The sequence below is a fragment of the Phycobacter azelaicus genome (assembly GCF_014884385.1).
GTDB classification, from domain to species: domain Bacteria; phylum Pseudomonadota; class Alphaproteobacteria; order Rhodobacterales; family Rhodobacteraceae; genus Phycobacter; species Phycobacter azelaicus.
The window spans coordinates 3741716-3768670 of record NZ_WKFH01000003.1; the positions used below are offsets into that span (position 1 = coordinate 3741716).

Consider the following 26955-nt stretch of genomic DNA (forward strand, 5'->3'; position numbering starts at 1 on the left):
TGTCGGTCCCCCTCGTCTTGCCCGTGCCAGCAAAGCACCGGGTACGGATCGCAAATATTTTGATTATCCTGCGCAATATTTTTGCGCAACCGTTTCGCCGCGTCGCCGCATCATTTTGCCGCGCCGCCGCATGAACTTTAGACCCAGCGGCGCACCTTTCCTTCGTATCTGGCCCAGTCCTGCCGGAACGTCCGTCGCATCCGGTTTTCCTCGGGTTCGATGAACCTTCGTTCGAGGATCCAGACAAAGATCGGCACCAGCGGCAAGGACAACACCGCGTCAAACCTGAGGATCAAACCGGTCAACACCAGAACGTCTCCAAGGTATATCGGGTTCCGGCTGCGGCTGAATATCCCCGATTGCACCAGATGGCTGGGCGTTTGATGCGGGATGATCGTTGTACGCTGGCGGCGCATCTCGACAACGGCGAGCAGCATCAACAGGATCCCGCCCCCAACCAGCAAACCGCCCGAAAAATCAGCCCAGGGCCCGCCAAAGCTGAGCCCATAGGACAAATGGCTGGCTTGCAGCCACGCCAACAAGACGCAGGCCAGCAGCCAAAGGGGAGGAAGATCAATCCAGCGCATCAGGGCCGCACCGTCACGATAACTGGAAGGAAACACAAGGTCATCCGGCGCAAACTCTCCTGATCCGGCCAATGGGTCCAGCCATTTGCACAATTTGGCAAACAAAAAAGGACAGAATGTCCAAAATGCTCCCAAAACGGCGATTCTGTTCCGGGACGCGGCATGATCCTGCACAATTCTACGGGTTTTCCTACGTATACTTTGGCATGCAAACAGGGGGTGCTATTCCCATTCCATTTCCTCGAACACGCGCCCCGCATTCTTGGTTGCCAGTTCCTCGAAGGTGTCCAGCATCTTCCAGCGTTCCTGATCCACGTAATAGGCGCCCGCGAGGTCTCCGCCCTCTTCGATATGGGCGCCGATCTTTTCCCGCAGGTCCTTGAGGTAGTCATAGGTATACCGCCGCACCTGGGCGAGATTCGTGGGATGGCCGTGGCCGGGAATCACGTATGTCGGGTTCAGAGGCTCCATCTTGGTCTCCCAGGTCTCAAGCCAGCAGGAGGTGCAGATCCCCTCAAAGATTGGCAACATGCGCTCATGAAAGGCAATATCGCCGGCGATCAGCATGTCCCACTGCGGCAGCCAGACCTGAGTGTCGCCCGGATCGTGAGCAGGACCCATGTGCATCACCTCAATCTCGACCCCGCCAAGGGTGCGGCTATAGCTGTCCTCGAAGCTGAGGTTCGGGGTCACGATGCGCGTACCTTCCGCCTTGTCGCGATTGTAGCGCTCCATGCCTTGCAGAATGAAATCCGCCTCTGCGGTAAAGGCTTCAATCGCATCCACATGGGCCAGGATATCGACCCCCTGGTCCACCCAGTAGGAGTTGCCCAGCATCGCGTGGCCCTGGCCATTTTCGTTGATCACCAGGACAACAGGCTGATCTGTGACGGCCTTGATTTCCTCATGCAGTGCAGCGGCAAGCCGGGCCGACGCGCCCCCATTGATGACGACCACACCTTCATCCGTCACGATGAAGGACAGGTTGTTGTTGTGGCCGGAGTTTTCATAAGTCGGCGGCGCGGTGGCGCCAATCGCCGAGAATACATGCGGGATGACCTCAACCGGCTTGGAGTAAAGCTCGGACTGCGGGTACTGGTCAGCAATGTCTTCGCTGGCAAAAGCGGCGCTCGCGCCAAACGCGGCGGCCAGCAGGCTGGTGAAAAATGGTTTCATGGTGTCCTCCCGAAATGGATGCGGAATAATTCACACTTATGAATATGATTGTAAATGGTCAGATGGAAAAAGAGCGATCGCTTTGAGCCACATCGGCACATGTGACGGGACGGCTTTCTTGCCCTGCCCCAACCGCACGTTAGGCTGCATGGGACTACGGGAGGACAGAAAGAATGACATCGCAGAACACGCAATCGCTGAAAGGCAAACATGCGCTGGTCACGGGAGGCGGCACCGGCATCGGCCTCGCCATCGCACGCGAACTGGCCGATCAGGGCGCCGAGGTCACGATTACCGGGCGCCGTCAGGAGGTGCTGGAGGAAGTCGCAACCACAGGCCTGCATCCGATGGCCATGGATGTGCGCAACGAGGACGACATTATCGCCAAGATCGAAGCCGCCGTTGCGGCCCGCGGACCCATCCAGATCTGCGTCGCCAATGCGGGCATCGCCGAGGGCAAGGCGGTGCACAAAACCTCGCTCGACTTCTGGCGCAACATGATGGCCACCAACCTTGACGGTGCTTTCCTGACCATCCGCGAAACACTCAAGTCCATGCGCACAACCGATTGGGGGCGGGTCATCACCGTTGCCTCTATCGCCGGGCTGCGGGGCCTCAAGGGCGGCGCCTGTTACTCGGCCAGCAAGCACGGCATGATCGGCCTCACCCGCGCGCTGAGCGAGGATTACATGGGCACACCCTTTACCTTCAACGCGATCTGCCCGGGCTACGTGGATACACCCATCGTCGAGCGCAATATCACCTCGATCTCGGCCCGCGCCGGGGTTAGCGAGGAAGAAGCGCTCAAGATGATGACCCATGCCAACCGGCACCAGCGCCTGATCGAACCCGAAGAGGTTGCGGCTGCGGCCATGTGGCTGGTGGGCCCAGGCTCACAGTCGATCAACGGGCAAACCATCCAGATTTCCGGCGGGCAGGTCTGATCCGCCACAAATCGCAACTCAACAAGCGCCGCCGAGGATCTTGGCGGCGTTTTCATGTCCAGAGAATCGATGGAGAAACATCTCTGGACAGATTTTTGAATATTGGATACAAAATTGTTCAAGCATGAAACATCAAGGCGCTCGCCTCGATTCTCCATATGAGGTTCCGATGACCGATTTTGCCGCCACCAAGGCCCTTTTCGACCTGCCCGAGGGCGTGATCTACCTCGATGGCAACTCTTTGGGCCCGCTCCCCAAGGCCGCCACGACGCGCGTGTCGACGATGATGACCGAGGAATGGGGCAAGATGCTGATCACCGGCTGGAACAAGGCGGGATGGATGCAGAAATCCACCGCGGTCGGCAATCGCATCGCCCGGCTGATCGGCGCCGAGACGGATCATGTAATCATGGGCGATACCCTGTCGATCAAGGTCTACCAGGCGGTCGCATCGGCACTGGAGATGAACAAGGGCCGCAAGGTGGTTCTGTCAGACAACGGCAACTTCCCCTCGGACCTTTACATCGTCGAAGGCCTGCTGAAGTCCCTTGGCGAGGAATACGAGCTGCGCGTGGTTGACCCCGAAGCCGTATCCGAGAATATCAACGAAGAAATCGCCGTTCTGATGCTGACCGAGGTGGATTATCGCACCGGGCGCAAGCATGACATGAAGGCCCTCACCGCCAAGGCCCATGACGTGGGCGCCCTGACCGTCTGGGATCTGGCCCATTCCGCAGGCGCCCTGCCGGTGGATCTGGCAGGCTGCAAGGCCGATTTCGCCGTGGGCTGCACCTACAAGTATCTCAACAGCGGCCCCGGCGGCCCGGCCTTCATCTATGTCGCGCCGCGCCATGCCGAAGTCGCCCGCCCGGCGCTGTCGGGCTGGCTCGGGCATGAGGCCCCCTTTGCCTTTGATCTGGACTATCGCCCGGGCCGTGGGATCGAACGGATGCGCGTTGGCACACCGCCGGTGATACAGCTTACCTCGCTTGAGGCCTCGATGGACATCTGGGACACGGTCGACATGCAAGCCCTGCGAGAAAAGTCGATCGCCCTGTGCAATCTTTTCATCGCCGAGGTCGAAGCCGCTTGTCCTCAGCTTGAGCTGGCCTCCCCGCGCGATGGCAGCCAGCGCGGCAGCCAGGTCTCATTCCGCTTCCACGAAGGGTATGCCGCCATGCAGGCGCTCATTGCACGCGGTGTAATCGGAGACTTCCGTGCCCCCGACATCATGCGCTTCGGCTTTACCCCTCTGTTCATCGACGAGGATGACGTGCGCGGCGCTGCCGCAATCCTGAAGGACGTTATGGACAATGCCCTGTGGGATTGCGCCGAGTACAAACAGCGCGCCGCTGTGACCTGACATGATCGGCACTGCCCATCACCTCCCCCTGTGCAGGCCATCAGGCTGGGTGGCGCTCTGGCGTCGCCTGGCCATGTGTGGCCGTCTAAATCGGAAGACCCTTTCCTTTCCCTGATGTATGCTACCCCAAGGAACAGGAAAGATCCGATGACCAAATGCCCAATCTCCACCCCCTTTGACCCGGCCGAGGACGGCGCCGAGATGTCCTTTGACGGGCGCATGTCCTATGGCGATTACCTGTCGCTTGGCACGATCCTAGACGCACAGAAGCCGCTCAGCGATGCTCATGACGAAATGCTGTTCATTATACAGCACCAGACAAGCGAACTGTGGATGCGCCTTGCGGTGCATGAACTGAACGGTGCGCGCGACTGCCTGCTGGCGGGCGATTCCCGCCCCGCATTCAAGATGCTCGCGCGTGTTGCGAGGATCTTCGAGCAACTGAACTCGGCCTGGGACGTGCTGCGCACCATGACGCCCTCGGATTATACCCATTTCCGGGACTCTCTTGGGCAAAGCTCGGGCTTCCAATCCCACCAGTACCGGCTGATCGAATTCATGCTGGGGAACCGCAATGTCGCGATGCTGCGCCCGCATGCCCATGATCCGGCGATCACAGCGCAACTTGAGGGCGAGCTGGCGCAACCTTCGCTCTATGATGTTGCGCTACGCATCCTGTCGAACACCATCGCCCTGCCTGAAGAGGTCACCAGCCGTGACGTTTCAAAGCCCTATCAGGCTCATGACGCAGTTCAAGAAGCATGGACCAGAGTCTATGAGACGCCTGAAACGCATTGGGAACTCTACGAACTGGCTGAAAAGCTTGTGGATTTCGAGGATTATTTCCGCCGCTGGCGCTTCAACCATGTCACCACCGTTGAGCGCGTCATAGGCTTCAAGCGGGGCACTGGCGGCACCGGCGGCGTCAGCTATCTCAAGCGAATGCTGGATGTGGAGCTGTTCCCCGAACTCTGGCATCTGCGCACCGAACTCTGAGGCAAGCGCACCGCTAATGCAGCCCTCCCGCCCGGCCTCTGGGTTCTAGCGAACCCCTCGCCCCTTGGGCCCGGCGCCGCGCCTTTGGCGCGGCGCCGGGCCCAAGGCTATAAACCGGCTCTGCAAAAGGCAGGGCAGGTTTCAGGCGCGGGAGCACCTGCCCCTTCCCTTTCCACAAGCCACTGACGCCAAAGACTCTAAGTTTGCAGTGCGCGCGCCATTAGAACGGCCAATTGCGCCACCTTTGTCCGATAGGTTTCATAATCCTCCGAGGTATGCTTGATGCCCTTGAGCGCCGCGCAGATGACCCCCGCAATTTCTGCAGCCTCACCGATTCCTTCCGGCAAGACCCGCATCTCCAACCACTTTGCGTAGACACCGGCCAGAGCAGCCTCGCCTTCCTGGATCGCCTCCGGCGCGACGCTCAGGCTGGCCTCGAACAGCTCCATGCCATGCGCCGACGACATCATGGTCTCCATCGTCTGCCCCCCGTGTTCTGCAAAGGCCTGCCCGAAACGATCGACCAAGGCCCCTTCTCGCTCCAGCGCCGCATGAACGTCTTCGACCGCTTGCGCATAATAGGCCTCTACCAATGCGGTAAAGATCGCCTCCTTGTTGCGAAAATGCAGATAGACCGCCGGACGGGACATTCCCGCACCCCGTGCTATGTCATCCATTGAGGTCTTGCGAAACCCGTAGGCCGAAAAGGCCTGCCAGGCGGACTGCAAAATGGTCTCGGCTTTGGGATCTGTAACACTACGAAGCATATCCAGTGAACTGACACTATCCGCCAATTTTGTCAATTGACACCCTGACAGATTAAGATCATTTTGTCAGAACATTCACAACCGAAGGTGAGCCCCATGCCAACCACGCTCAGGATCAACGGATCAAACCACGAGGTCGACCTGCCGCAGGACGTCCCCCTACTCTGGGTCTTGCGTGACGAAATCGGCCTCACCGGCACCAAATTCGGCTGCGGCGTTGCCGCCTGCGGGGCTTGCACCGTGCACATCGACGGGGTCGCAACCCGCTCCTGTCAGGTGGCGCTTGGTGATGTCTGGGGGGAGGTGACCACCATCGAGGGCGTCGGCACCCCTGACGCGATGGCCGTCCTCCAGCAGGCCTGGGTCGATCATCAGGTGGCCCAATGCGGCTATTGCCAGTCAGGCCAGATTATGCAGGCCGCCAGCCTGCTGGCCGAGAACCCAGCCCCAAGCGACGATGACATCGACTTTGCAATGCAGGGCAACCTCTGCCGCTGTGGCACCTACCCGCGCATGCGCGCTGCGATCCACGCCGCCGCCAAGATGATGCAGGAGGCATAAACCATGGCCAGCATCGGAAAAATCGCCCGCCGCAGCTTCCTCATTGGCTCTGCCGCCATCTTGGGTGGGGTGGCCTTTGGCACCTACAAATACCACCAGCCCGCGCCGAACCCGCTGACACCCAAGGATAGCCAGACCGCGCTCAATCCTTTCGTCATGGTGGATCAATCCGGGGTGACGCTGGTGGCCCCGCGCGCCGAGATGGGCCAGGGCGTTGAAACCTCCTGGGTCGCACTGATTGCCGAGGAACTGGATGTACGTCCCGAGGCGGTCAAGGTGATCCACGGCCCCGCCGCCAAGGCCTATTACAACAGCGCCATGATGGCCGAGGCCCTGCCCGGTCGCGGCTATGACGCCAGCAATTTCCAGCACTCGTTGGGGCAGATCGTCGGCCATATGTCCAAGTTTCTGGACCTGCAAGTGACCGGTGGCTCCTCTTCGATGAAAGACGGGTTCGAACGGATGCGGATGGCCGGTGCCACCGCGCGCGAAACCCTGAAAGAAGCCGCCGCGCAGCGCCTTGGCACCTCTCGGGCGCTGCTGAGCACCGAGGACGGCCATGTGATCGCCCCAGACGGCAGCCGGATCGCCTATACCGATCTGGCGGTCGAGGCCGCCGGGCTTGAGCCGCAGGAGGCCGAGCTGCGCCCTGCCTCCCAGTGGAAATACGTCGGCAAGGACATGCCGCGCCTCGATATGGTGGCCAAGGTCACCGGAACGGCGGGCTTTGGTGTCGACGTGCGCCTTGAAGGTATGAAATTCGCCGCCATCCGGCAAAGCCCCCATTTTGGCGTCGGCAAGACTTCCTTTGATGCCAGTGCGGCTGAAGGCATGCCGGGCGTCGAAAAGGTGCTGGATCTCGGGGATGCCGTGGCAGTGGTTGCGACGAACACATGGCTCGCCCAGCAGGCCGTGGATGCAATAGACATCACATGGGAGCCTGCACCCTACCCCGAAACCACCGATGCCATCTTTGCCAAGATCGAAAAGGCCTTTGACGATAGCCCAAACTCGACCATGCGCGATGATGGCGATGTCGAAAGCCTGCCCGAGGGCGCCGAGGTGATCGAGGCCGAATACCGCCTGCCCTACCTCGCCCATGCCACCATGGAGCCGATGAACGCCACCGCGCTTTACACCGGTGATGCCCTGCAGATCTGGGCGCCCAACCAGGGGCCGACTGTGGTCCAGAAATCCGCCGCCAAGATCGCAGGTTTGCCGAAAGAGGCGGTCGAGGTTCACACCACATACCTTGGCGGCGGCTTTGGTCGCAGAATCGAGATCGACTATGCAAACCGCGCCGTTCAGGTGGCCATGCAGATGCGCGGCACGCCCGTGCAGCTGACCTGGAGCCGTGAAGAGGACATGACCCATGACTTCTACCGCCCCGGCGCCATTGCCCGCTATCGCGCGGCGGTGAAGGACGGCAAGGCGGTGATGGTGCACGGCAAGATCGCCGCGCAGTCCACCACGGTGGAGGGCGCGGGCCGCATGCTGGGCCTGCCCATGTCGGGGCCGGACAAGGGTCATGTGGATGCGGCCTTCAACCAGCCGCTGGCGATCCCGAATTTCCGCGTCGAGGGCTATCTTGTGAAGCCGATGGTGCCGGTCGGCTTCTGGCGCTCGGTCGCGGCCTCCTTCAACGGCTTCTTCTCGGACACCATCCTGGATGAAATGGCCCATGCCGCAGGCCGCGACCCGCTGGAGTTCCGGCTGGAACTGGCCCGCGCCGAATGGGAGCCTGCGGCACAGGTGCTGGAAAAGGTCCGCGATATGTCCGGCTGGACCGGGAAAACGCCGGATGGCGTCGGGCGCGGCGTCGCGCTGGCCTATAGTTTCGGCACCCCCGTGGCCGAGGTGATCGAGGTGGTGGACGCGGACGGCCAGATCCGCATCAACAAGGCCTGGATCGCCGCCGACATCGGCCTGGCCGTGGATCCCCGCAACGTGGAGGCACAGCTGTTCAGCGGCCTCGCCTATGGTCTGTCAGCCGCCTGTTTCGGCGAGATCACCTTTACAGGTGGCGCGGTGGAGCAGCAGAACTTCCCCGACTACGAGGCGATGCGCATGCATACCATGCCAGCGGTCGAGGTCGCAGTGTTGCAGAACCAGACCCACATGGGCGGCGCGGGCGAGCCCGGCACCCCCCCGGCAGCCCCGGCACTGGCCAATGCGCTGTTCGACCTCACCGGCAAACGCGCCCGCAGCCTGCCCTTGATGCATGAGTTCGATCTGCTGGTTTGATCCGGCGAGGCGAGACTATGAACAAGAAGAGCCCGCCGCTGACCCGGCGGGCTTTTTCTTTGCGCTAGCCTTGTTGGTCGACAATAAGGACGACGCGGACCTCCGAGAACTTGCCAATTAGCGGCTTTGAAGCATGTTAAACGAGCGGATTGCCAATGGGAAAAGCCCCCAAAGAGTCGCGGCGGCCAACAGTGGTGGCCCAAGTAAGGCTCCGACTAACAACCATACACCGCCCTGGATTATGCCGAACCAAGCGCCACTTGCCACGAACAAGATCAACCAAATCACAAAGATCAAGAGGCCAACGTTGAAGGCAAGTCGTCGGCATTCATTCTGCGTCGGCTTGCGCTGCTGGCGGCCAAAGAACGTAAGACCCAAGGGAATTGGCGCAAAGACGAATGGGAATACCATCAACCCAATCTGAGTGATGGTTCCTGCAAGGCCCAATCTCGCCAAAGGGACGCCACGAGGTTTATCAAGCGAGTAGTGGATCAAGGAAGACAGCATGAAGGCAATGATGATCCCCAAGACCAACAAAAGAACGTAATAGATTGTGTATCGACCCATACACTATTGATAGTTGGCAAGACCGATGGAAACAAGCTTTGGCACCCGTCACTTTGGGCTCAAAGCGGACCAGTTCGATTGGGAGGGGATATTTCGTTCACCCTCTCCCCCCACGTTCGACTGAGACGAGCTCCCGATCAGGCAGACTTCTGCAACGGTTTTGGACGCGCGCCATCCGCCCAGTCGCGCACGGCTTCGCCAAAGGCCTGGAACAGCGGGCGCGACACGGGGTCGTTGGCCGCATCCCACTCCGGGTGCCATTGCACGGCCATGGTAAAGCCGGGGGCATCCTTGACGTAGATCGCCTCGGGCGTGCCGTCGGGGGCGTGGCCGTCGATCACAATCCGCGCGCCGGGGTGTTTGATCCCCTGCCCGTGCAGCGTGTTGGTCATCACCTCATCGGCACCGAACAGGCGGTGGAAGACGCCGCCCGTGGTCAGTTTCACCGAATGGCGCAGGGCGAATTTTTCCTCGAGCGTGCCATCGGGAGGCATGCGGTGGTTCATCCGGCCCGGCAGATCGCGAATTTCGGGGTAAAGCGTGCCGCCCATGGCCACGTTCACCTCCTGAAAGCCGCGGCAGATGCCAAGGAAGGGCTGGCCCCGCTCGACGCAGGCGCGTACCAGTGGCAGGGCGATGGCGTCGCGGGCGCGATCAAAGGCGCCGTGGGCCTCGGTCTCTGCCTCACCGTACTCATTTGGGTGCACGTTCGGGCGCCCGCCGGTCAGCAGGAAGCCGTCAAAGCTCTCAAGCAGTTCTTCCACCGAGACAAAGCGCGGATCGGAGGGGATCAGAAGCGGCATGCAGCCGGAAACTTCGGCCACCGCTTCGGAGTTCATCGTCCCACCTGCGTGGGCCGGATACTGATCGTTGATCAGATAGGAGTTGCCGATAATGCCAACTTTGGGCCGCGCCATGATCTACTCGCAAAAGTCTGTTGAAGTTGAGAAAATCTACCGAGGCTTTGCCTCTCGTTCAACTCGACAGCATGGCGCAGGCGCTTGTTCAGCCCCGCACAGGGCATGTAGCGGTGAATCTTAAGGCATTCATGCTATAGCCCCAACAACGACAAGGCCCGCACGCAGGCTGCGCACGGGCCGCTCTTTCGCTTGATGTGGGGGATCAGGCCTCGCCCACCAGCCCGACAGCCTCGATCCCGGCGAGGGCAGCGGCAGCGTCATTGTCCGAGGTGTCGCCAGTCACACCAACCGCGCCCAGCACGGTGCCCTTCTTGTCGCGGAGCAGAACCCCACCCGGCACCGGCACGACCTGACCGCCATAGACACCGTTTACAGCGGCCATGAAATAGGCCTGCTGCTCGGCGCGGGCCATCTGGGCGCTGCCGGACATGCCCAGCATCACCGCGCCATAGGCTTTGCCGTGGGCAATGGCAAAACGTCCCGGCGCCGCGCCATCTTCACGTTCAAAGGCCTGCACATGGCCGCCCGCATCCAGCACCACAACCGACAGGGGTTTGAGGTCCATCTCGCGGCCCTTTTCCAGGGCCTTGCGAATGATTGTGCGTGCGCGTCTGAGTGAGATCGTCATCTCCGGTTTCCTTCCGTTGAAGTATGTCTATCGAGATCGGTCAAAGAAAAGGACCGCAGGCAGGCTGCGGTCCGTTGGTGTGGTTTTACCCGGCGGCCTTCAGTTCCAGGCGGCGGGCGTGCAGCACCGGTTCGGTATAGCCCGAGGGCTGAATGCGACCCTTGAAGACCAGATCGCAGGCGGCCTGGAAGGCGATGCCGTCAAAGCCGGGCGCCATGGGGCGGTAGGCGGGATCGCCCGCGTTCTGTTCATCCACCACAGCGGCCATCTTTTGCATCGCAGCCATGACCTGTTCTTCGGAGACAACGCCATGGTGCAGCCAGTTGGCCAGCGCCTGAGAAGAAATCCGGCAGGTCGCGCGGTCTTCCATCAGGCCCACATCGTTGATGTCCGGCACTTTCGAGCAGCCAACGCCCTGATCGACCCAGCGCACCACATAGCCAAGGATGCCTTGCGCGTTGTTTTCGATCTCGTTGGCAATTTCGGCGTCCGACAGGTTCTGCCCTTCCATCACCGGGATGGTCAGCAGGTCCGCAAGCGTGCCACGCGCACCGCCTGCCTTCAGTTCATCCTGGCGCGCCAGCACGTCCACTTTGTGGTAGTGCGTTGCATGCAGGGTCGCGGCGGTCGGGGACGGCACCCAGGCACAGGTCGCACCAGATTGGGGATGGCCGATCTTGGCCTCCAGCATTTCGCCCATGCGATCGGGCATGGCCCACATGCCCTTGCCGATCTGCGCGCGCCCTTTGAGGCCGCAAGCCAAGCCGATATCGACGTTGCGATCCTCATAGGAGGCAATCCAGGGGGTCGATTTCATCTCGCCCTTGCGTAGCATTGGCCCCGCTTCCATCGAGGTGTGGATCTCATCGCCGGTGCGATCCAGGAAGCCGGTATTGATAAAGGCCACGCGGGATTTGGCGGCGCGGATGCATTCCTTGAGGTTCGCAGAGGTGCGGCGCTCTTCGTCCATGATGCCGATCTTGACGGTGTTGCGCGGCAGGCCCAGCGCATCTTCGACGTGATCAAAGATGCGCACCGCAAAAGCGACCTCTTCGGGGCCGTGCATCTTGGGCTTCACCACGTAGACCGATCCGTGGGTTGAGTTGCCGCCCTCGGATTTCAGGTCATGCATGGCGATCAGCACTGTGATCATCGCGTCAAGGAAGCCTTCGCCCGCCTCCCGGCCTTCATTATCCAGCACTGCTGGGTTGGTCATCAGGTGGCCGACGTTGCGGATCAGCAAAAGCGAGCGGCCTTTCAGCGTTGCAGGCTCACCGGCAGGGGTCGTGTAGGAGATGTCATTGTTCAGAACACGGGTGAAGGTCTTGCCACCCTTGCTGACTTCCTCAGCCAGATCCCGCTTCATCAGGCCCAGCCAGTTGGAATAGGCCTGCACCTTGTCCGCAGCATCAACGCAGGCGACAGAGTCCTCGCAGTCCATGATGGTGGAAAGCGCGGACTCCAGGGTGATGTCGTTAATGCCCGCGCGGTCGTCCTTGCCGATATTGCCAGAGGCATCAATCTCGACGATGGCGTGCAACCCGTTGTTCTTGAGGAACACGCGCGAGGGAGCAGAAACCGCGCCCGCATAGCCTGCGAATTGACCGGCATCCTTCAAGGCGGGCACAAGGGCGCCGTCGGCGACCGACAAACCATCGATATCCGCCCAGGACCCAGAGGCCAGTGGGAAGGTTTCATCAAGGAAGGCACGTCCCCAAGCAATCACGCGCGCTCCGCGCGCCGCATCATAGCCACCACCGGCAGGCAGATCGCCCATGGCATCGGTGCCATAAAGCGCATCATAAAGAGAGCCCCAACGGGCATTTGCTGCATTGAGGGCAAAGCGCGCATTGGTAATCGGCACGACCAACTGCGGCCCGGGCGTCAGCGCGATCTCGGGATCGACGTTCGCGGTCTCCACCTCAAAGTCACCTCCCTCGGGCACGAGATAGCCAATCTCTTTCAGGAAGGCGGTGTAGGCCTCGGCATCATGAGGCTGGCCGCGACGCTCAAGGTGCCATGCGTCGATGCGGCCCTGAAACTCCTCGCGTTTGGACAAAAGGGCGCGGTTCTCATCCCCCATGCCGTTCACCAACCCTGACAGCCCTCCCCAAAAGGCCTCCGAACTGACGTCGGTCCCGGGCAAAGCCTTGGTTTCGATGAAGTCAGCCAACTCGGATGCGACCTGCATCCCGTGAATGTCTTTCATGTCGGACATGGGCTCTTTTTCCTCCGAGGTGATCCGTAGCTGTTTCCCCGATACAGGAAAAGTTTCCTATCGGCAACAATTGTGGTCAATTTTCCTGACCAATTCACCCAAGGGTGTTTCAAATCTTCTTTGCAGGTCGCGTCTTAGCCGCGCCACGACAGCGCACAGAGCAATAGATCACATGCTCCCAATCGCGCGCCCACTTGCGTCGCCAGGTGAAGGGGCGCATGCAGACCGGGCAGATTTTGCTCGGCAATTCGGATTTCTTGCGCATCCGTGCCATCAGAAATCAAAGCTCATCTGGGCAGACCTTTTGGCTGCGCTTTTGCCCGATCTGCCGCGACGGGAAGGTGATTTGCGGCTGGCGTGTTTCTGCACGATGCGCTGCGCCACAGGGCGAAACCCGTCCGATCGGCGCACGGCCCAGACCGCGTCACGGGCCGCGCGTGCCGCAGCTTTCACATCTACGATCGGTTCGGGGTATCTGCGCCCCAGAAGCTGACCCGCCCCATCCCATTTCCAAGGCTCCTGCAGGAACTGATCCGGGACCGCGCTCAGCTCTGGCAGCCACTGGCGTGTAAAGGCTCCGGCCCGGTCCTGATCCAGCCCTTGCTTCACGGGATTGTAGATACGGATCGTGTTCATTCCAGTGGTACCGGACTGCATCTGCACCTGGCTCCAGTGAATGCCCGGCTCGTAATCCGTGAACATTCGCGCCAGATGATGCCCGGAGCTGCGCCAATCGAGCCATAGGTGATAGGAGGCCACCGACATCACCATGGCCCGCATCCTAAAGTTCAGCCAGCCCGTCGCCCTGAGCGAGCGCATGCAGGCATCGACAAAGGGCATTCCCGTCTCGCCCGCCTGCCAAGCCTCTAGCCGCGCCTGATCGGGCTCGGTCGGGCGTAGCCCTTCATAAGCAGGATGCAGACAACGGTGTTCGATATCGGGCTGATCCTCCAGCTTTTGCATGAAGTGATCGCGCCAGGCCAGCCGCGCCTGAAAGGACTTGAGCGACCCTGACCAGCCGCCGTGCCGCCCCCTTTCCTGCTGCCTGCGTGTGGCCTGCACTGCCTCGCGTACCGAAAGGGTTCCCAACGCCAGATGCGGCGACAGGCGCGAACAGGCCCGAGCCCCCTCCAGCGGCGACGACATGGCGCGCCGGTAGGGCTGGCCGCGATACTCCAGAAAACTCATCAGACAGTCACGGCCCGCGCGACGCCCTCCGGGCTGCGGCTTGCGGATCCCATCGGCATCGAGTCCCAGATCGGCGGGTGTTGGACAGGGCGCGCTTTGCGCTGTAACGGCCTCAATCCGCATTGGCGCGGACAGGCACGGCTCTTTCATGAAGCGGTCTCGCGTGGACTGCCAGCCGCTTCGCGCTGCAAGACGGCGCACCACCCCACATTGCGGAACCTCGATCCAAGGCAGACCGCGCCCGCGCGCCCAAGCCGCAACACGCTTGTCCCGCGCATAGGTCCAAGCGTTGCCGGTTTCCTCGTGACTGACCAAACGCAGGCAGCGGTGCTGCTCAACCAGGTCATCCAGCACAGCGACCGCATCGCCAGTCCGCACCACCAGATCCGCACCGCGCTTTTGCAGGGACAGACGCAGATCCCGCAGGCTTTCCTCTAGAAAGCGATACTGACGAAAGGAGGCATCCGGCTGCCGCCACAGGTCGGGTTCCACAATGTATAGGCACAGGATCGGTTCATCAAAAGAGATCACCCGGTCCAAGGCCGGGTGATCATCAACGCGCAGGTCGCGCTTGAACCACAAGATCGAAGTCATGCGACATCAGATAAGCGCCGCACGCGCATAGTCAAAAGATGTGTCTCAGGCGCGCTTGCGCCGCCATGCGGCAAACCCGCCAAGCGCCCCCAGAAGCAACAGGCCAGAGGCCGGGATCGGCACGGGCGCGGCATCAAAGGTCACCTCGCTTAGCATGATCCAACTGCTGTTCTGAGCGAAGATATCAAAGACCAGGGTATTTGTAGGCGCCACCGAAGCAAGATTGATCGTATGCGCAATCGGCGCGCTTCCGCCCGGGTCAGTCACATAGGATAAGAAGCTGTCGTTCACTTCAATCTTCTGCGGCGTTCTCACCCCACCAGTGCCATTGGAGTCATCGAAGTGAAAAGTGACGCTGGTAAAATCCCAAACCTGGCCGAAAAAGAAGCTGATCCGTGGCGAAATACTAACCCACCCGACGTAGGGACCAGGCGTAGAGTTCCAGTTCTGGGTCGCGATCACGCCGTCGGTCAGATCCCCGACGCCACCGCTGAGAAACGCCTTGCTGGTCGTCGTCGGCGCGCCGGGCGCGTTGTAGGAGTCGTCCCAGTAAGTGTAACTACCGGTTTCGCCGTTCTGCATGGAATAGCTGACTGGGCTGACCGAAGCCGCGCTGACAGCAGCGCCGGACAAACACAGCGCAGCGGCAGCAAAGATGGCAGTCTTTGGCATTGCAATAACCTTTCGTGAAACAAGGAGCGAATAATTTTATTAAACAGTATTAACGCGTCTATCGCCAAAGAGATTCGTGACGATTCCCGCTATCGTGGTGATGTTTGCGAAAACATTGGCCACAAAACAATCCATGCGTGTCCCTCTGGTCACCCGGCTCCTTCCTCGCTAACTGATAGGGCAAAGGAGAAATGCCATGACCGACAGCGCCCAACAGACGTTTTACCTCAAGGATTACGCGCCCTTCCCCTTCACGGTTGAGAGTGTCGAACTGATCTTCAAGCTGGCGCCCAGCGCAACGCGCGTGCTGAGCAAGATCCGCTTTGCTCCGCGTCCGGGCGCGGCAACTGGCCAGCTGTTCCTGCATGGGGAAGAGCTGAAGCTGATCCGCGCTGCAATCGACGGCAACGAGGTGACGCCCACCCTGACGGCGGAAGGGCTGACCTGTGATGCACCGGACCGCCCCTTCACCTGGGAGGCCGAAGTCGAGATCGACCCGAAAGGCAACACCGCGCTCGAAGGGCTCTACATGTCAAACGGCATGTATTGCACCCAGTGTGAGGCCGAAGGCTTTCGCAAGATCACCTATTACCCTGACCGCCCCGACGTGATGTCCACCTTCAAGGTGCGCATTGAAGGGCAGGAAAAGGTGTTGCTTACAAACGGCAACCCGACCGGCAGCGGTGATGGTTGGGCCGAATGGCATGATCCCTGGCCCAAGCCGGCTTATCTGTTTGCACTGGTGGCAGGCGACCTTGTGAACCACCCCGACAGGTTCACCACCAAATCCGGCAAGGACGTGGAACTGAACATCTGGGTCCGCCCCGGCGACGAGGGGAAATGCGCCTTTGGCATGGAAGCGCTGAAAAAATCCATGAAATGGGACGAGGATGTCTACGGGCGCGAATACGATCTGGATATCTTCAACATCGTGGCCGTCGATGACTTCAACATGGGCGCGATGGAGAACAAGGGTCTCAATATCTTCAACTCCTCCTGCGTGCTGGCCTCGCCCGACACCTCGACCGATGCCAACTATGAGCGGATCGAGGCGATCATCGCCCATGAGTATTTCCACAACTGGACCGGCAACCGCATCACCTGCCGCGACTGGTTCCAGCTGTGCCTGAAAGAAGGGCTAACCGTCTTCCGCGACGCGCAGTTCACTTCTGACATGCGCTCGGCCCCGGTAAAACGGATCTCCGATGTGATCGATCTGCGCGCGCGCCAGTTTCCCGAGGACGGAGGCCCCCTCGCCCATCCACCGCGCCCGGAACAGTTCCAGGAGATCAACAACTTCTACACCGCCACCGTCTACGAAAAAGGCGCCGAGGTGATCGGGATGCTCAAGCGGCTGGTGGGGGATGAAGGCTATTCAAAGGCGCTGGATCTCTACTTTGAGCGTCACGACGGGCAGGCCTGCACCATCGAGGACTGGCTCAAGGTGTTCGAAGACGCCACCGGCCGGGATCTGACCCAGTTCAAGCTCTGGTACAGCCAGGCGGGCACCCCACGCCTGAGCGTCGAGGAAAGCTACGCCGACGGCACCTATACGCTGACCTTTGAACAAAAGACCGCGCCCACGCCCGGCCAGCCCGACAAGGCGCCCCGCGTGATCCCCATCGCCGTTGGTCTTCTGGGGCCCAATGGAGACGAGGTGCTGCCAACCCAGGTGCTGGAGATGACCGAAGCAAAGCAGAGCTTCAGCTTCGAGGGCCTTGCGGCGAAACCCGTACCTTCGATCCTGCGGGAATTCTCGGCGCCGGTGATCCTGGAACGCGAGACGACCAACGCCGAACGCGCCTTCCTGCTGGCCCATGACACCGATCCCTTCAACCGATGGGAAGCGGGCAATGCGCTGGCCCGCGAGGCGCGCGTTGACATGATCCTCGAAAGCGCAGCGCCCGATGCGGACTATCTCGATGCGCTGCAGAAACTCTTGCGGGACGACGAACTGGACCCGGCGTTCCGTGCGCTGGTTCTGTCGCCTCCAAGCCAGTCGGACATTGCCCAGACCTTGTTCGAGCGTGGCCATGTGCCCGATCCGCAAAAGATCTACGACGCGTCAGAAACCTTTGCGCAGACCCTGGCCGAACAGTTGGCAGATACGCTGCCCCGCCTTTATGCCGCCACAACGGTCGACGGCGCCTACAGCCCCGATGCCACCAGCACCGGCAAGCGGGACCTCAACGGGCGCATCCTGTCCTTGCTGACGCGGATTGATGGTGGGCAGCAGGCCGCGCGCCAGTACGAGGCCGCCGACAACATGACCCAGCAGTACACCGCGCTCGCTTGCCTTTTGAAAGCAGAGAAAGGCACGGCGCAGTCGCAGGCCTTCTATGAGCAGTGGAAGGACGACCGGCTGGTGATGGACAAGTGGTTCGCCCTGCAGATCGCCACCGCCGCCCCCGAAGCCGCTGCAAAGGTTGCCCGGGATCTGACCGGACATGCGCTGTTCACGCTGAAGAACCCCAACCGGTTCCGCGCCGTCATGGGGGCGCTGGCAGGCAATCACGCGGGCTTCCACCACCAATCCGGCGCGGGTTATCGCCTCTTGGCCGAGAACCTCATTGCGCTGGACAGTCTTAACCCGCAGACCACTGCCCGCATGTGTGCCGCTTTCCAGACCTGGAAACGCTATGATGTGAACCGACAGGGCCTGATCCGCGCCGAATTGCAGCGGATCGCAGGCACCGAGGGGCTGAGCCGCGACACGACCGAAATGGTCAGCCGGATCCTTGATGCCTGATCCGGGCGACATCAAGGAAAGCAATCCTCCCCTGCCTGCAGCAGACTATCGTTTTCGCAGGCAGGGACGCTCTTTGGCGCTAGCGCTGGCTCTGGCCGCCTGGCTATTGGCCCTGGCAGCTCTGGCGATCTTTGCGCAGGCCAGTCTCTGGCTGATTGCACTTCTTGGCCTGCCCACCCTGCCCGGCCTTTACGAGTTGGGGAAGAATCCGCAGTCCGGATTGGATTTGACGGAAGACAGGTTGAGCTGGTTCACTGGATCCCTACAGGGCGCAGTCCCGGTCTCTCAGATCGCGCGGCTACGGCTCGATACGCGACTGGATCTGTCGGTGCGCGCGACACTCATCCTGACATCGGGTGACAAACTGCGCCTGCCTCTGCCCGCGACCCCGCCGGTCGAAGCGCTTACGCAGGCGTTGGACGCCCGGGGAATCCCACACGAGCGACATCATTTTTCTCTTTTTTAGTCATATTTTATGGGTTCAGGCCACAAACTAACCCTTTTCGCGGTGGCTACGTCTAATTCCCCAAATTGGCACCTTCCATACCTCAGAGCTGCCATGTTTGCGCCGCAAAACCTGATCACGTTGCAAGACAGCTAAGCAGTGCGAAACGTGCAGGGAACAAGAATGCCAAGACCCTCTTTTCCGTTTATGGAGATCCTGTCCCGTCTTCCGGCGGCCTTTGCGATCGGGCAAAAGCCGCGACGGGAAGCGTCAGGCCTTCCGATCGGAGCACCGCGTGCGGCCAGCGCAGATTGGCCAAGGCCGGAAGAGTGCCTTTCGATCTCCGTTCGCACCGAAAGCGAAGAGGACGCTGCCTGCAGCGCCCTTCAGGAAGAGGGCCAGTTCCTCGCCCGGCAGGAACGTTGGCAGGAGTTGTCCGAACGGCTCGCTGCCGCAGACGCTGCCAGCCACAGCACGCCCTGCGGAATGCCCGAAGCTGAGCTATTGGCCTATGGCGCCCGTGCCGATGTCGTCAACGCCGTCGAACATGCTCTCAGCGATGGGGCTCCCTGGGATCAAAGACAGCTGATCGATGGCATCATGGCCCTCGAGGCGATCCGAAAGGATCATCGCAGTGACCCCTACCTCACGGCACTGATCGCATTTGCGCATATCGACATCGGCTGGCTTTGGCGCGGACCTGGGCTGGAAGAGCCCCCGTCGCGGGTCCACCTGCGCCGCTGCGCTGCGCATTTTGAGAGGGCCAGAGTGCTACTGGCGAAACTGTCGGATCAACCTAGCGACAGCGCCTTCCTCGCCGCTGCGGATTGCTCCCTCTTCTCCGCCCAAAAGGCTGGTACCCTACATGTGGCCGATGCCTATGCGCGGCTAATAGATCTAGCGCCGCGAAACCACCGCCCCATGCGGGCGCTTGGGCTTCAAATGCTGCCACGCTGCTCTGGCTCATATGCGGCGCTGGAGCTGGAGGCACGGCGCACAGCTGCACGGACCGAAGACATCTGGGGCGCGGGAGGCTACACTTGGGTCTACTTCGATGCCCTAACGACGGACCCTGAGGCCAGCGGACATGTGGATACAAAGTTTTTCGTGGATGGCCTGCGAGACATTCTGAACCATGTCCCGTCACAGGCCATGGCGAACCTGCTAAGCGCATATTGCGCCGTGGCCTTGGGCGGGGCGCAACTGAACGGCAAATCGGCCCGAACCCCCCGCGAAGAGATCGCAACCGCCGCAGACTGGCTGATCCGGGACCATCTGCGCGAGGTGCACCCTTTGATCTGGGCCCATGCCGGACAGGGATTTGACAATAACGCCCGCGTCAAGTCGCTGCGGCGGTTCTCGGCACGCGGGCAGGCCCAGGCCACCGAGTTCATTGCGCAGATCTTCCGCGAAGAGCTCTCGCGCGGACAAAAGATCGCCATTTCGCCAGACGGGCTTCACATGTCAGCCGGATAAGGCAAGTTTTCTGACAAAGACCGCCCCTCCAAGTGTTTTGCCTCTTGCGGTCCGGGTCAGAAGCTCACCGCCTAGGATCAGGCTGTCCGGTTTGAGCCCAGTCCACCGAGCGAGCAGTTGCAGCACTTTGCAACCGCAGCAAAATAGCGCAAGACAGTCCACGGCCCTAACCGAACATCAAGACGCTCTGTGGTGAACGGCCGCTCTTGAACAAAATGATCACGTCGAGCACATCACGATGCGATACCTACCCCGCTTGCAATCTGTGTAAGATCTGCAATAAGCCCCACCATCCGGTCGCAGCCTACCCGGACATCAAAACAAGGGCCCCAAAATGAAAACACTTGTCATCTGCTCGGGCGGACTCGATTCCGTGTCGCTTGCACATATCACCGCTGATGAGCATGAGCTCACCCGGCTTGTTTCCTTCGACTATGGCCAACGCCACCGCAAGGAGATCGACTTCGCCGAAGCCGCCGCCCGGCGGCTGGACGTTCCGTTCCACCTGATCGACATGCGCGGCATCGGAGCGGCCCTCTCAGGGTCGGCGCTAACCGACGACATCGACGTCCCCGACGGCCACTATGCCGAGGACACGATGCGCGTCACCGTGGTGCCGAACCGCAATGCGATCATGCTGTCGATCGGATTCGGCATTGCGGCCGCGCAGGGCGACGATGCGGTGGCCACCGCCGTGCATGGCGGCGACCACTTCATCTATCCCGATTGCCGCCCCGGATTCACGCGCGCCTTTGACGCGATGCAGCAGGCGGCGCTGGACGGCTATGCGGAGGTGCGGCTGCACACGCCCTTCGTCGAGCACAGCAAAGCCGAAATCGTCCGCCAGGGCGCGCGCTATGGCACGCCCTTTGCCGAAACCTGGTCCTGCTACAAGGGCGGCGACCTGCATTGCGGCCGCTGCGGCACCTGCGTTGAACGGCGCGAGGCCTTCCACCTTGCCGGGGTCAGCGACCCCACCGCCTACGCCGACCCGGATTTCTGGGCCGCGGCGATCAAAGGCAAGGAGGAGGGCTGATGTTCCGTATCCGCAAGGAATTCCACTTTTCCGCCTCGCACCAGCTGACCCATCTGCCCGCCGATCACCAATGCGCGCGCCTGCACGGGCACAACTACATCGTCGTGGTCGAACTGGCCGCAAAGACGCTGAATGCCGATGGGTTCGTGCGCGACTACCATGACCTGAAGCCGCTCAAGACCTACATCGACGACAGCTTCGATCACCGCCATCTGAATGATGTCATGGACGCCCCCTCGACGGCCGAGAACATGGCCCGGCATTTCTACGAGTGGTGCGCCCAGCGCTGGCCGGAAACCAGCGCGGTGCTGGTCAGCGAAACCCCCAAGACCTGGGCGGAATACAGGCCATGACCCTGCGCATCGCCGAAATTTTCGGCCCAACGATCCAGGGCGAAGGCGCACTGATCGGGGAGCCCACCGTCTTTGTCCGCGCAGGCGGCTGCGACTACCGCTGCAGCTGGTGCGACAGCCTGCATGCGGTCGACAGCCAGAACCGCGATAGCTGGGCGGCAATGCAGACCGGAGAGGTCTGGGACGAGGTCCGGCGGCTCTCCAGCGGGCAGCCGCTGACAGTGTCCCTGTCCGGCGGCAACCCCGCGATCCAGGACTTCGGCCCGCTGATCGAACTCGGGCGCGCCCAAGGCTACCGCTTTGCCTGCGAGACGCAGGGCTCGGTGGCGCGGCCCTGGTTCGCCGGACTTGATACGCTGGTGCTGTCTCCCAAGCCGCCGTCAAGCGGCGAACAGGTGAACTGGGAGGCGTTTGACGCCTGCCGCCAGGCCGGCGCCGCCGCGCGCCAGCAGGTGATGAAGATCGTGATTTTTGAAGAGGCCGACTACCAATGGGCGCAGGAGGCGCACAGCCGCCACCCTGATCTGCCGCTCTATCTTCAGCCCGGCAACCCGGATGTCGACCCCGCGACCCCGGTCGATCTGGAAGCTTTCGCCGGCCGTCTGCGCTGGCTGACCGAGAAGGCGATGGCCGATGGCTGGTTCGCCGCCCGTATCCTGCCGCAGCTGCATGTCCTGATCTGGGGCAACCAGCGCGGCGTCTGAAATGATGGAACCCACCATGTCCCAAGATATCTACAGCAACCTCAAGCAGCTCGGCGGCGAGACCCGCATCCCCTCCAGCCCGGAAGACGCAGAACTGGAGCGGGTGCCCAACCCGCAGGCGGATGTCGCCTACAACGTGCGGTTCACCGCGCCTGAGTTCACTTCGCTCTGCCCGATGACCGGCCAGCCGGATTTTGCCCATCTGGTGATCGATTATGTTCCCGGCCCTTGGCTGATCGAGTCGAAATCGCTCAAGCTGTTCCTCACATCGTTCCGCAACCACGGCGCGTTTCACGAAGATTGCACCATCTCCATTGCGCGCCGTCTGGCTGATTTCCTTGATCCACAATGGTTGCGGATCGGTGGCTATTGGTATCCGCGCGGTGGCATCCCGATTGATGTGTTCTGGCAGACCGGCCCGCTTCCGGAAGATGTGTGGGTTCCTGATCAGGGTGTTCCCCCTTACCGTGGCAGGGGTTAAAGGCCGCAAGACCTGCCTTGCGTAATCCGGACATACGCGCACATCGCAGCGAATGGCAGCTCTCCCGCCCATCCTCCCAGAACCCGCGCAGACGCAGCGGAAACCAAGCGGGTGCAGCGAGCGGCAGCAAGGTCCCGCACAGCTGACGTCAAGCCTTGATCAACGCATCCAAGGGACTGGGGCGAACCCAGTCCCGTTGCCTTTGCCCTGCATCAGGATTTTTTGAACGCATCCATCAGGGCCGCGCCCAGCGCACCGGTTGAGGTACCCTCGGACCTGCTGGCCGCCTTCCCTTTCGGAGAGCCCGACATCTTGCCCTTGCCAGCCGGCTTACCGCCGTGACGCGGACCTTGCCGGTCGCGCCGGTCCTGGCCGCGCTCATTGCGGCTGTCTCGGGCCGAGGCGCCGCCGTCCTTTTTCATCGTCAGACCAATACGCTTGCGCGGCACATCGACCTCGGTCACCGTGACCTTCACCACCTGCCCAGTTTTCACAATCTCATGGGGGTCCTTGACGAACCGGTCGGCAAGTTGGCTGACATGTACCAAGCCATCCTGATGCACCCCGATGTCCACAAAGGCGCCAAAGGCCGCCACGTTGGTGACGGTGCCTTCCAGCACCATACCGGGTTTCAGGTCAGTGATCTCCTCTACCCCATCGGTGAAGGACGCCGTGACGAAACTGGGGCGCGGGTCGCGGCCCGGCTTTTCCAGTTCAGAGAAAATATCGCGCACTGTGGGCAGGCCTACGCCGCCGCCAACAAAGTCTTCGGCCCGCAACCGCTTCAGCGCCTGCCCGTCTCCCATGATCTGGCGGATATCACGCCCGCAGGCCGAGACAATCTTGCGCGCCACATCATAGCTTTCGGGGTGCACGGCCGAGGCATCCAGCGGCTCCTTTCCATCCCGGATCCGCAGGAACCCCGCACATTGCTCAAAGGCCTTGGGGCCAAGACGTGCGACTTTCAGCAGCTCTTTGCGGGTCGCAAAAGCGCCATTGGCATCGCGGTGCGCGACAATCGCCTCAGCCAGACCCGGGCCAAGGCCCGACACATGTGACAAGAGCGGCGCAGAGGCCATGTTGAGATCGACGCCAACCGCGTTCACCACATCCTCGATCACCGCCTCCAGCGATTTCGAAAGTTTGTGCTGGTCCACATCGTGCTGATATTGGCCAACGCCAATGGATTTCGGCTCGATCTTTACCAGTTCCGCCAACGGATCCTGCAGACGCCGCGCGATGGAGACCGCGCCGCGCAAGGACACATCGAGATCGGGAAACTCCCGCGCCGCCAGCTCGGAGGCGGAATAGACCGAGGCCCCCGCCTCTGAGACCACCACCTTGGTCGGGGCCTTGACCTTGGCAGGCAAGTGTTTCAGCACCTCGGCCACCATCCGCTCCGTCTCGCGGCTGGCAGTACCGTTGCCGATGGCAATGAGCTCAACGCCATGTTCTGCGATCAGCTTGACGATGGATACCTGAGCGCCGCGCAGATCATTCTTCGGCTGAAACGGGTATAGCGTCTCTGTGGCCACCAATTTCCCGGTTGCATCCACCACTGCCGCCTTGACGCCGGTGCGAATGCCCGGGTCCAGCCCAAGCGTTGGTCGCGCACCGGCTGGCGCTGCAAACAGAAGGTCCTTGAGGTTGCGCGCAAAGACCTGGATTGCATCCTCCTGCGCGCGGGCACGCAGATCGCCCATCAGCTCCAGCATCATGGAAAGGGACAGTTTCACCCGCCACGTCCAGCCCGCCACCTTGCGCAGCCACTTGTCGCCGGGACCATCGCCGCCTGCGCCAAGCACAGCTGCCACCATGGCCTCGGCCCGAGCCACGCCTTCCTCCGGGTCCGGGCCGATGTCCAGCGTCAGCACGCCCTCGTTCGATCCGCGCAGCATCGCCAGCGCCCGATGCGAGGGCACATCGGCCCAACGCTCCCTATGGTCGAAATAGTCCGAGAATTTGGCGCCCTCCTGCTCCTTTCCTTCGACCACCTTTGCGGTGAGATATGCCTCGCGCTGCAGAAAGTCCCGCAGACGGCCCAGAAGATCGGCGTCCTCAGTCAGCCGTTCCGTCAGGATGTCACGCGCTCCATTGAGGGCATCCTTCACCGTCGGCACCGCTTCGGAGACGTAGCCCTCGGCCAGCGCCTCGGGCTCAAGGCTGCGATCGGCGAGGATGGCCTCGGCCAGTGGTTCCAGCCCGTTTTCCCGCGCGATCATCGCCTTGGTGCGGCGCTTGGGCTTATAGGGCAGATAGATGTCTTCCAGCTGCGCCTTGGTCTCGGCCTTGGCGATCTTTGCGGCCAGATCGTCGGTCAGCTTGTCCTGACTCTTGATCGTTTCAACGATACTGGCGCGGCGCGCTTCGAGTTCACGCAGGTAGGACAGCCGCTCATCCAAGGTCCGCAGCTGACTGTCATCAAGGCCCCCGGTCGCCTCCTTCCGGTAGCGTGCCACAAAGGGCACGGTCGCCCCTTCATCCAACAGTGCGACGGCGGCGCTCACCTGTTTGGCCCCGGCGCCGATCTCGGTCGCGATGGTCTGTGCTATGCGGGCGCTGATCTCAGGGGAAGTGTCCACGGGGGCTGCTCCTTTGTCTTGTCGGAGGTCCGTCTTAGCTGCCCGCGAAAGCATCGCCAAGAGCATGTTTCACCATCAGCGATGCACCGCACCCGCCGCGTACAGCATTGCCCCTTGCCCCGCGCGCGGCAGAGGCCTAGAACACCTGCCAAACATGGACATTTCATACGGCGGAAAAACATGCTCGACCTGACATATGAACTCCCCAAGCCCAAAGTGATCTCGGGCGCCAAGCACGACTGGGAACTTGTCATCGGCATGGAGGTGCATGCTCAGGTCAGCTCCAATGCGAAACTGTTCTCCGGCGCCTCAACCCAGTTCGGCGCCGAGCCGAACTCGAACGTGTCTTTCGTGGATGCGGCGATGCCGGGCATGCTGCCGGTGATCAACGAATACTGCGTGGAGCAGGCGGTGCGCACCGGTCTGGGTCTCAAGGCCGACATCAACCTCTGGTCCGCCTTTGACCGCAAGAACTACTTCTACCCCGACCTGCCGCAGGGCTATCAGATCTCGCAGCTTTACCACCCCATCGTGGGCGAAGGCGAAGTGCTGGTGGAACTGGGCGACGGCACCGCGCGCATGGTGCGGATCGAGCGCATCCACATGGAGCAGGATGCGGGCAAATCCATTCACGACATGGACCCTAACATGTCCTTCGTGGACCTCAACCGCACCGGCGTCTGCCTGATGGAGATTGTCTCCCGCCCTGATATCCGTGGCCCCGAAGAGGCCGCCGCCTATATCGCCAAGTTGCGCCAGATCATGCGCTACCTAGGCACCTGCGACGGCAACATGCAGAACGGTAACCTGCGCGCGGATGTGAACGTCTCGATCTGCCTGCCCGGCGCCTATGATAAATACCAGGAAACGCAGGATTTCAGCCACCTCGGCACCCGCTGCGAGATCAAGAACATGAACTCCATGCGCTTTATCCAGCAAGCGATCGAGGTCGAGGCCCGCCGCCAGATCGCCATCGTTGAAGCGGGCGGAGAGGTCGAGCAGGAGACCCGCCTTTACGATCCGGACAAGGGCGAGACGCGGTCGATGCGCTCCAAGGAAGAGGCGCATGACTACCGCTATTTCCCCGATCCCGACCTGCTGCCGCTGGAGATCGAACAGGAGTGGGTGGACAACATCAAGGCCAACCTGCCCGAACTGCCGGACGAAAAGAAAGCCCGTTTCATCAAGGAGTTCGGCCTCACCGATTACGACGCTTCGGTGCTGACGGCGGATGTTGAATCGGCCGCCTATTTCGACGAAGTCGCAAAGGGCCGCAACGGCAAGCTGGCCGCCAACTGGGTGATCAACGAGCTGTTTGGCCGCCTCAAGAAAGAAGATCACGACATCACCGACAGCCCGGTCTCCCCGGCGCAGTTGGGCGGGATCATCGATCTGATTTCCTCGGACGCGATTTCCGGCAAGATCGCCAAAGACCTGTTCGAGATCGTCTATACCGAAGGCGGCGATCCGGCAGAAATCGTCGAGGCACGCGGCATGAAACAGGTGACGGACACCGGCGCCATCGAAGCCGCCCTGGACGAGATCATCGCCGCCAACCCCGCGCAGGTGGAAAAGGCCAAGGTGAACCCCAAGCTGGCGGGCTGGTTCGTCGGTCAGGTGATGAAAGCCACCGGCGGCAAGGCCAACCCCAAGGCGGTGAACGAGCTGGTCGCCAAGAAACTGGGCTGAGCCAAACACATCCAT

General features: G+C 61.4%; 24 protein-coding genes. 13 read left to right on the forward strand and 11 right to left on the reverse strand.

Features of this window, described 5'->3' with window-relative positions; genetic code table 11:
* Nucleotides 1-137 precede the first annotated feature (137 nt).
* Nucleotides 138-587, reverse strand: a complete 450-nt coding sequence (locus INS80_RS18975; protein ID WP_192967115.1) for a methyltransferase family protein — start codon at nucleotides 585-587, stop codon at nucleotides 138-140.
* Between the two features lie 222 nt (nucleotides 588-809).
* Nucleotides 810-1763 (reverse strand): MBL fold metallo-hydrolase, encoded by a 954-nt coding sequence (locus INS80_RS18980; RefSeq protein WP_192967116.1) that lies wholly within the window; start codon nucleotides 1761-1763, stop codon nucleotides 810-812.
* Between the two features lie 173 nt (nucleotides 1764-1936).
* Here INS80_RS18980 and INS80_RS18985 point away from each other — a divergent pair, with 173 nt between their 5' ends.
* The 3 genes from INS80_RS18985 to kynA all read left to right on the forward strand — a co-directional run bounded on the left by INS80_RS18985 (nucleotide 1937) and on the right by kynA (nucleotide 5066).
* A complete protein-coding gene (locus tag INS80_RS18985) occupies nucleotides 1937-2707 on the forward strand; it encodes an SDR family NAD(P)-dependent oxidoreductase (RefSeq protein ID WP_192967117.1) in 771 nt (256 codons plus the stop codon).
* 169 nt (nucleotides 2708-2876) lie between these two features.
* Nucleotides 2877-4070, forward strand: coding sequence for a kynureninase (kynU, locus tag INS80_RS18990; RefSeq protein ID WP_192967350.1), 1194 nt, complete (start codon nucleotides 2877-2879; stop codon nucleotides 4068-4070).
* A gap of 162 nt (nucleotides 4071-4232) precedes the next feature.
* On the forward strand, nucleotides 4233-5066 hold the full coding sequence (gene kynA, locus INS80_RS18995; protein WP_192967351.1) for a tryptophan 2,3-dioxygenase: 834 nt from the start codon (nucleotides 4233-4235) through the stop codon (nucleotides 5064-5066).
* Nucleotides 5067-5263: 197 nt separating this feature from the next.
* Here kynA and INS80_RS19000 read toward each other — a convergent pair whose 3' ends face one another.
* Nucleotides 5264-5833, reverse strand: coding sequence for a TetR/AcrR family transcriptional regulator (locus tag INS80_RS19000; RefSeq protein WP_192967118.1), 570 nt, complete (start codon nucleotides 5831-5833; stop codon nucleotides 5264-5266).
* A 96-nt stretch (nucleotides 5834-5929) separates the two neighbouring features.
* On the opposite strand from INS80_RS19000, the gene INS80_RS19005 reads away from it, so the two are divergent.
* The gene (locus INS80_RS19005) at nucleotides 5930-6394 is read left to right on the forward strand and encodes a (2Fe-2S)-binding protein (RefSeq protein WP_192967119.1); all 465 of its coding nucleotides are present in this window, start codon (nucleotides 5930-5932) and stop codon (nucleotides 6392-6394) included.
* Between the two features lie 3 nt (nucleotides 6395-6397).
* Nucleotides 6398-8638 carry a xanthine dehydrogenase family protein molybdopterin-binding subunit gene (locus tag INS80_RS19010; protein WP_192967120.1) on the forward strand — a complete coding sequence of 747 codons (2241 nt, stop codon included), beginning with the start codon at nucleotides 6398-6400 and terminating at the stop codon, nucleotides 8636-8638.
* 117 nt (nucleotides 8639-8755) lie between these two features.
* Here the strand turns inward: INS80_RS19010 and INS80_RS19015 are convergent, their stop codons facing one another.
* The 7 genes from INS80_RS19015 to INS80_RS19045 form a co-directional block, all read right to left on the reverse strand.
* Nucleotides 8756-9205 (reverse strand): hypothetical protein, encoded by a 450-nt coding sequence (locus INS80_RS19015; RefSeq protein ID WP_192967121.1) that lies wholly within the window; start codon nucleotides 9203-9205, stop codon nucleotides 8756-8758.
* Nucleotides 9206-9342: 137 nt separating this feature from the next.
* A complete protein-coding gene (locus tag INS80_RS19020) occupies nucleotides 9343-10122 on the reverse strand; it encodes a gamma-glutamyl-gamma-aminobutyrate hydrolase family protein (protein ID WP_192967122.1) in 780 nt (259 codons plus the stop codon).
* Between the two features lie 205 nt (nucleotides 10123-10327).
* Nucleotides 10328-10753, reverse strand: a complete 426-nt coding sequence (locus tag INS80_RS19025) for a GlcG/HbpS family heme-binding protein (RefSeq protein WP_192967123.1) — start codon at nucleotides 10751-10753, stop codon at nucleotides 10328-10330.
* A gap of 85 nt (nucleotides 10754-10838) precedes the next feature.
* Entirely contained in the window at nucleotides 10839-12971 is a 2133-nt protein-coding gene (locus INS80_RS19030) for a malate synthase G (RefSeq protein ID WP_192967124.1), read from the reverse strand.
* 109 nt (nucleotides 12972-13080) lie between these two features.
* Nucleotides 13081-13245, reverse strand: coding sequence for a DUF2256 domain-containing protein (locus tag INS80_RS19035; protein WP_192967125.1), 165 nt, complete (start codon nucleotides 13243-13245; stop codon nucleotides 13081-13083).
* Nucleotides 13245-14753 (reverse strand): FAD-binding domain-containing protein, encoded by a 1509-nt coding sequence (locus INS80_RS19040; RefSeq protein ID WP_192967126.1) that lies wholly within the window; start codon nucleotides 14751-14753, stop codon nucleotides 13245-13247. Before INS80_RS19040 ends, INS80_RS19035 begins: the two co-directional genes overlap by 1 nt.
* Before the next feature lie 45 nt (nucleotides 14754-14798).
* Nucleotides 14799-15425: a VPLPA-CTERM sorting domain-containing protein gene (locus tag INS80_RS19045; protein WP_192967127.1), complete on the reverse strand. Its 627-nt coding sequence runs from the start codon at nucleotides 15423-15425 to the stop codon at nucleotides 14799-14801.
* Nucleotides 15426-15621: 196 nt separating this feature from the next.
* On the opposite strand from INS80_RS19045, the gene pepN reads away from it, so the two are divergent.
* The 7 genes from pepN (at nucleotide 15622) to queF (ending at nucleotide 22669) form a co-directional block, all read left to right on the forward strand.
* The gene (gene pepN / locus INS80_RS19050; protein ID WP_192967128.1) at nucleotides 15622-18174 is read left to right on the forward strand and encodes an aminopeptidase N; all 2553 of its coding nucleotides are present in this window, start codon (nucleotides 15622-15624) and stop codon (nucleotides 18172-18174) included.
* On the forward strand, nucleotides 18167-18640 hold the full coding sequence (locus INS80_RS19055) for a hypothetical protein (RefSeq protein WP_226892674.1): 474 nt from the start codon (nucleotides 18167-18169) through the stop codon (nucleotides 18638-18640). Before pepN ends, INS80_RS19055 begins: the two co-directional genes overlap by 8 nt.
* 162 nt (nucleotides 18641-18802) lie before the next feature.
* The gene (locus INS80_RS19060) at nucleotides 18803-20095 is read left to right on the forward strand and encodes a hypothetical protein (RefSeq protein ID WP_226892675.1); all 1293 of its coding nucleotides are present in this window, start codon (nucleotides 18803-18805) and stop codon (nucleotides 20093-20095) included.
* A gap of 334 nt (nucleotides 20096-20429) precedes the next feature.
* A complete protein-coding gene (gene queC / locus INS80_RS19065) occupies nucleotides 20430-21131 on the forward strand; it encodes a 7-cyano-7-deazaguanine synthase QueC (RefSeq protein WP_192967129.1) in 702 nt (233 codons plus the stop codon).
* Entirely contained in the window at nucleotides 21131-21484 is a 354-nt protein-coding gene (gene queD / locus INS80_RS19070) for a 6-carboxytetrahydropterin synthase QueD (protein WP_192967130.1), read from the forward strand. The genes queC and queD overlap by 1 nt, the downstream gene beginning before the upstream one ends.
* On the forward strand, nucleotides 21481-22188 hold the full coding sequence (gene queE / locus INS80_RS19075; protein ID WP_192967131.1) for a 7-carboxy-7-deazaguanine synthase QueE: 708 nt from the start codon (nucleotides 21481-21483) through the stop codon (nucleotides 22186-22188). The genes queD and queE overlap by 4 nt, the downstream gene beginning before the upstream one ends.
* A gap of 16 nt (nucleotides 22189-22204) precedes the next feature.
* Complete coding sequence (gene queF / locus INS80_RS19080) at nucleotides 22205-22669, forward strand: preQ(1) synthase (RefSeq protein ID WP_192967132.1); 465 nt, start codon at nucleotides 22205-22207, stop codon at nucleotides 22667-22669.
* Between the two features lie 212 nt (nucleotides 22670-22881).
* Here queF and INS80_RS19085 read toward each other — a convergent pair whose 3' ends face one another.
* On the reverse strand, nucleotides 22882-25251 hold the full coding sequence (locus INS80_RS19085; protein ID WP_369411437.1) for a Tex family protein: 2370 nt from the start codon (nucleotides 25249-25251) through the stop codon (nucleotides 22882-22884).
* 180 nt (nucleotides 25252-25431) lie between these two features.
* On the opposite strand from INS80_RS19085, the gene gatB reads away from it, so the two are divergent.
* Nucleotides 25432-26940, forward strand: coding sequence for an Asp-tRNA(Asn)/Glu-tRNA(Gln) amidotransferase subunit GatB (gatB, locus tag INS80_RS19090; protein WP_192967133.1), 1509 nt, complete (start codon nucleotides 25432-25434; stop codon nucleotides 26938-26940).
* Nucleotides 26941-26955: the final 15 nt, after the last annotated feature.

Excerpts from the sequence above, each read along its gene's own strand:
- INS80_RS18980 (WP_192967116.1), bottom strand. The coding sequence starts at position 1,763 with ATGAAACCATTTTTCACCAGCCTGCTGGCCGCCGCGTTTGGCGCGAGC.
- INS80_RS19005 (WP_192967119.1), top strand. The coding sequence starts at position 5,930 with ATGCCAACCACGCTCAGGATCAACGGATCAAACCACGAGGTCGACCTG.
- kynU (WP_192967350.1), top strand. The coding sequence starts at position 2,877 with ATGACCGATTTTGCCGCCACCAAGGCCCTTTTCGACCTGCCCGAGGGC.
- gatB (WP_192967133.1), top strand. The coding sequence starts at position 25,432 with ATGCTCGACCTGACATATGAACTCCCCAAGCCCAAAGTGATCTCGGGC.
- INS80_RS19015 (WP_192967121.1), bottom strand. The coding sequence starts at position 9,205 with ATGGGTCGATACACAATCTATTACGTTCTTTTGTTGGTCTTGGGGATC.
- INS80_RS18975 (WP_192967115.1), bottom strand. The coding sequence starts at position 587 with ATGCGCTGGATTGATCTTCCTCCCCTTTGGCTGCTGGCCTGCGTCTTG.
- INS80_RS19055 (WP_226892674.1), top strand. The coding sequence starts at position 18,167 with ATGCCTGATCCGGGCGACATCAAGGAAAGCAATCCTCCCCTGCCTGCA.
- queD (WP_192967130.1), top strand. The coding sequence starts at position 21,131 with ATGTTCCGTATCCGCAAGGAATTCCACTTTTCCGCCTCGCACCAGCTG.
- queC (WP_192967129.1), top strand. The coding sequence starts at position 20,430 with ATGAAAACACTTGTCATCTGCTCGGGCGGACTCGATTCCGTGTCGCTT.
- INS80_RS19040 (WP_192967126.1), bottom strand. The coding sequence starts at position 14,753 with ATGACTTCGATCTTGTGGTTCAAGCGCGACCTGCGCGTTGATGATCAC.
- INS80_RS19060 (WP_226892675.1), top strand. The coding sequence starts at position 18,803 with ATGCCAAGACCCTCTTTTCCGTTTATGGAGATCCTGTCCCGTCTTCCG.
- INS80_RS19020 (WP_192967122.1), bottom strand. The coding sequence starts at position 10,122 with ATGGCGCGGCCCAAAGTTGGCATTATCGGCAACTCCTATCTGATCAAC.
- INS80_RS19025 (WP_192967123.1), bottom strand. The coding sequence starts at position 10,753 with ATGACGATCTCACTCAGACGCGCACGCACAATCATTCGCAAGGCCCTG.
- queE (WP_192967131.1), top strand. The coding sequence starts at position 21,481 with ATGACCCTGCGCATCGCCGAAATTTTCGGCCCAACGATCCAGGGCGAA.
- INS80_RS19035 (WP_192967125.1), bottom strand. The coding sequence starts at position 13,245 with ATGGCACGGATGCGCAAGAAATCCGAATTGCCGAGCAAAATCTGCCCG.
- INS80_RS19030 (WP_192967124.1), bottom strand. The coding sequence starts at position 12,971 with ATGTCCGACATGAAAGACATTCACGGGATGCAGGTCGCATCCGAGTTG.
- INS80_RS19045 (WP_192967127.1), bottom strand. The coding sequence starts at position 15,425 with ATGCCAAAGACTGCCATCTTTGCTGCCGCTGCGCTGTGTTTGTCCGGC.
- INS80_RS18985 (WP_192967117.1), top strand. The coding sequence starts at position 1,937 with ATGACATCGCAGAACACGCAATCGCTGAAAGGCAAACATGCGCTGGTC.
- pepN (WP_192967128.1), top strand. The coding sequence starts at position 15,622 with ATGACCGACAGCGCCCAACAGACGTTTTACCTCAAGGATTACGCGCCC.
- INS80_RS19000 (WP_192967118.1), bottom strand. The coding sequence starts at position 5,833 with ATGCTTCGTAGTGTTACAGATCCCAAAGCCGAGACCATTTTGCAGTCC.
- INS80_RS19010 (WP_192967120.1), top strand. The coding sequence starts at position 6,398 with ATGGCCAGCATCGGAAAAATCGCCCGCCGCAGCTTCCTCATTGGCTCT.
- queF (WP_192967132.1), top strand. The coding sequence starts at position 22,205 with ATGTCCCAAGATATCTACAGCAACCTCAAGCAGCTCGGCGGCGAGACC.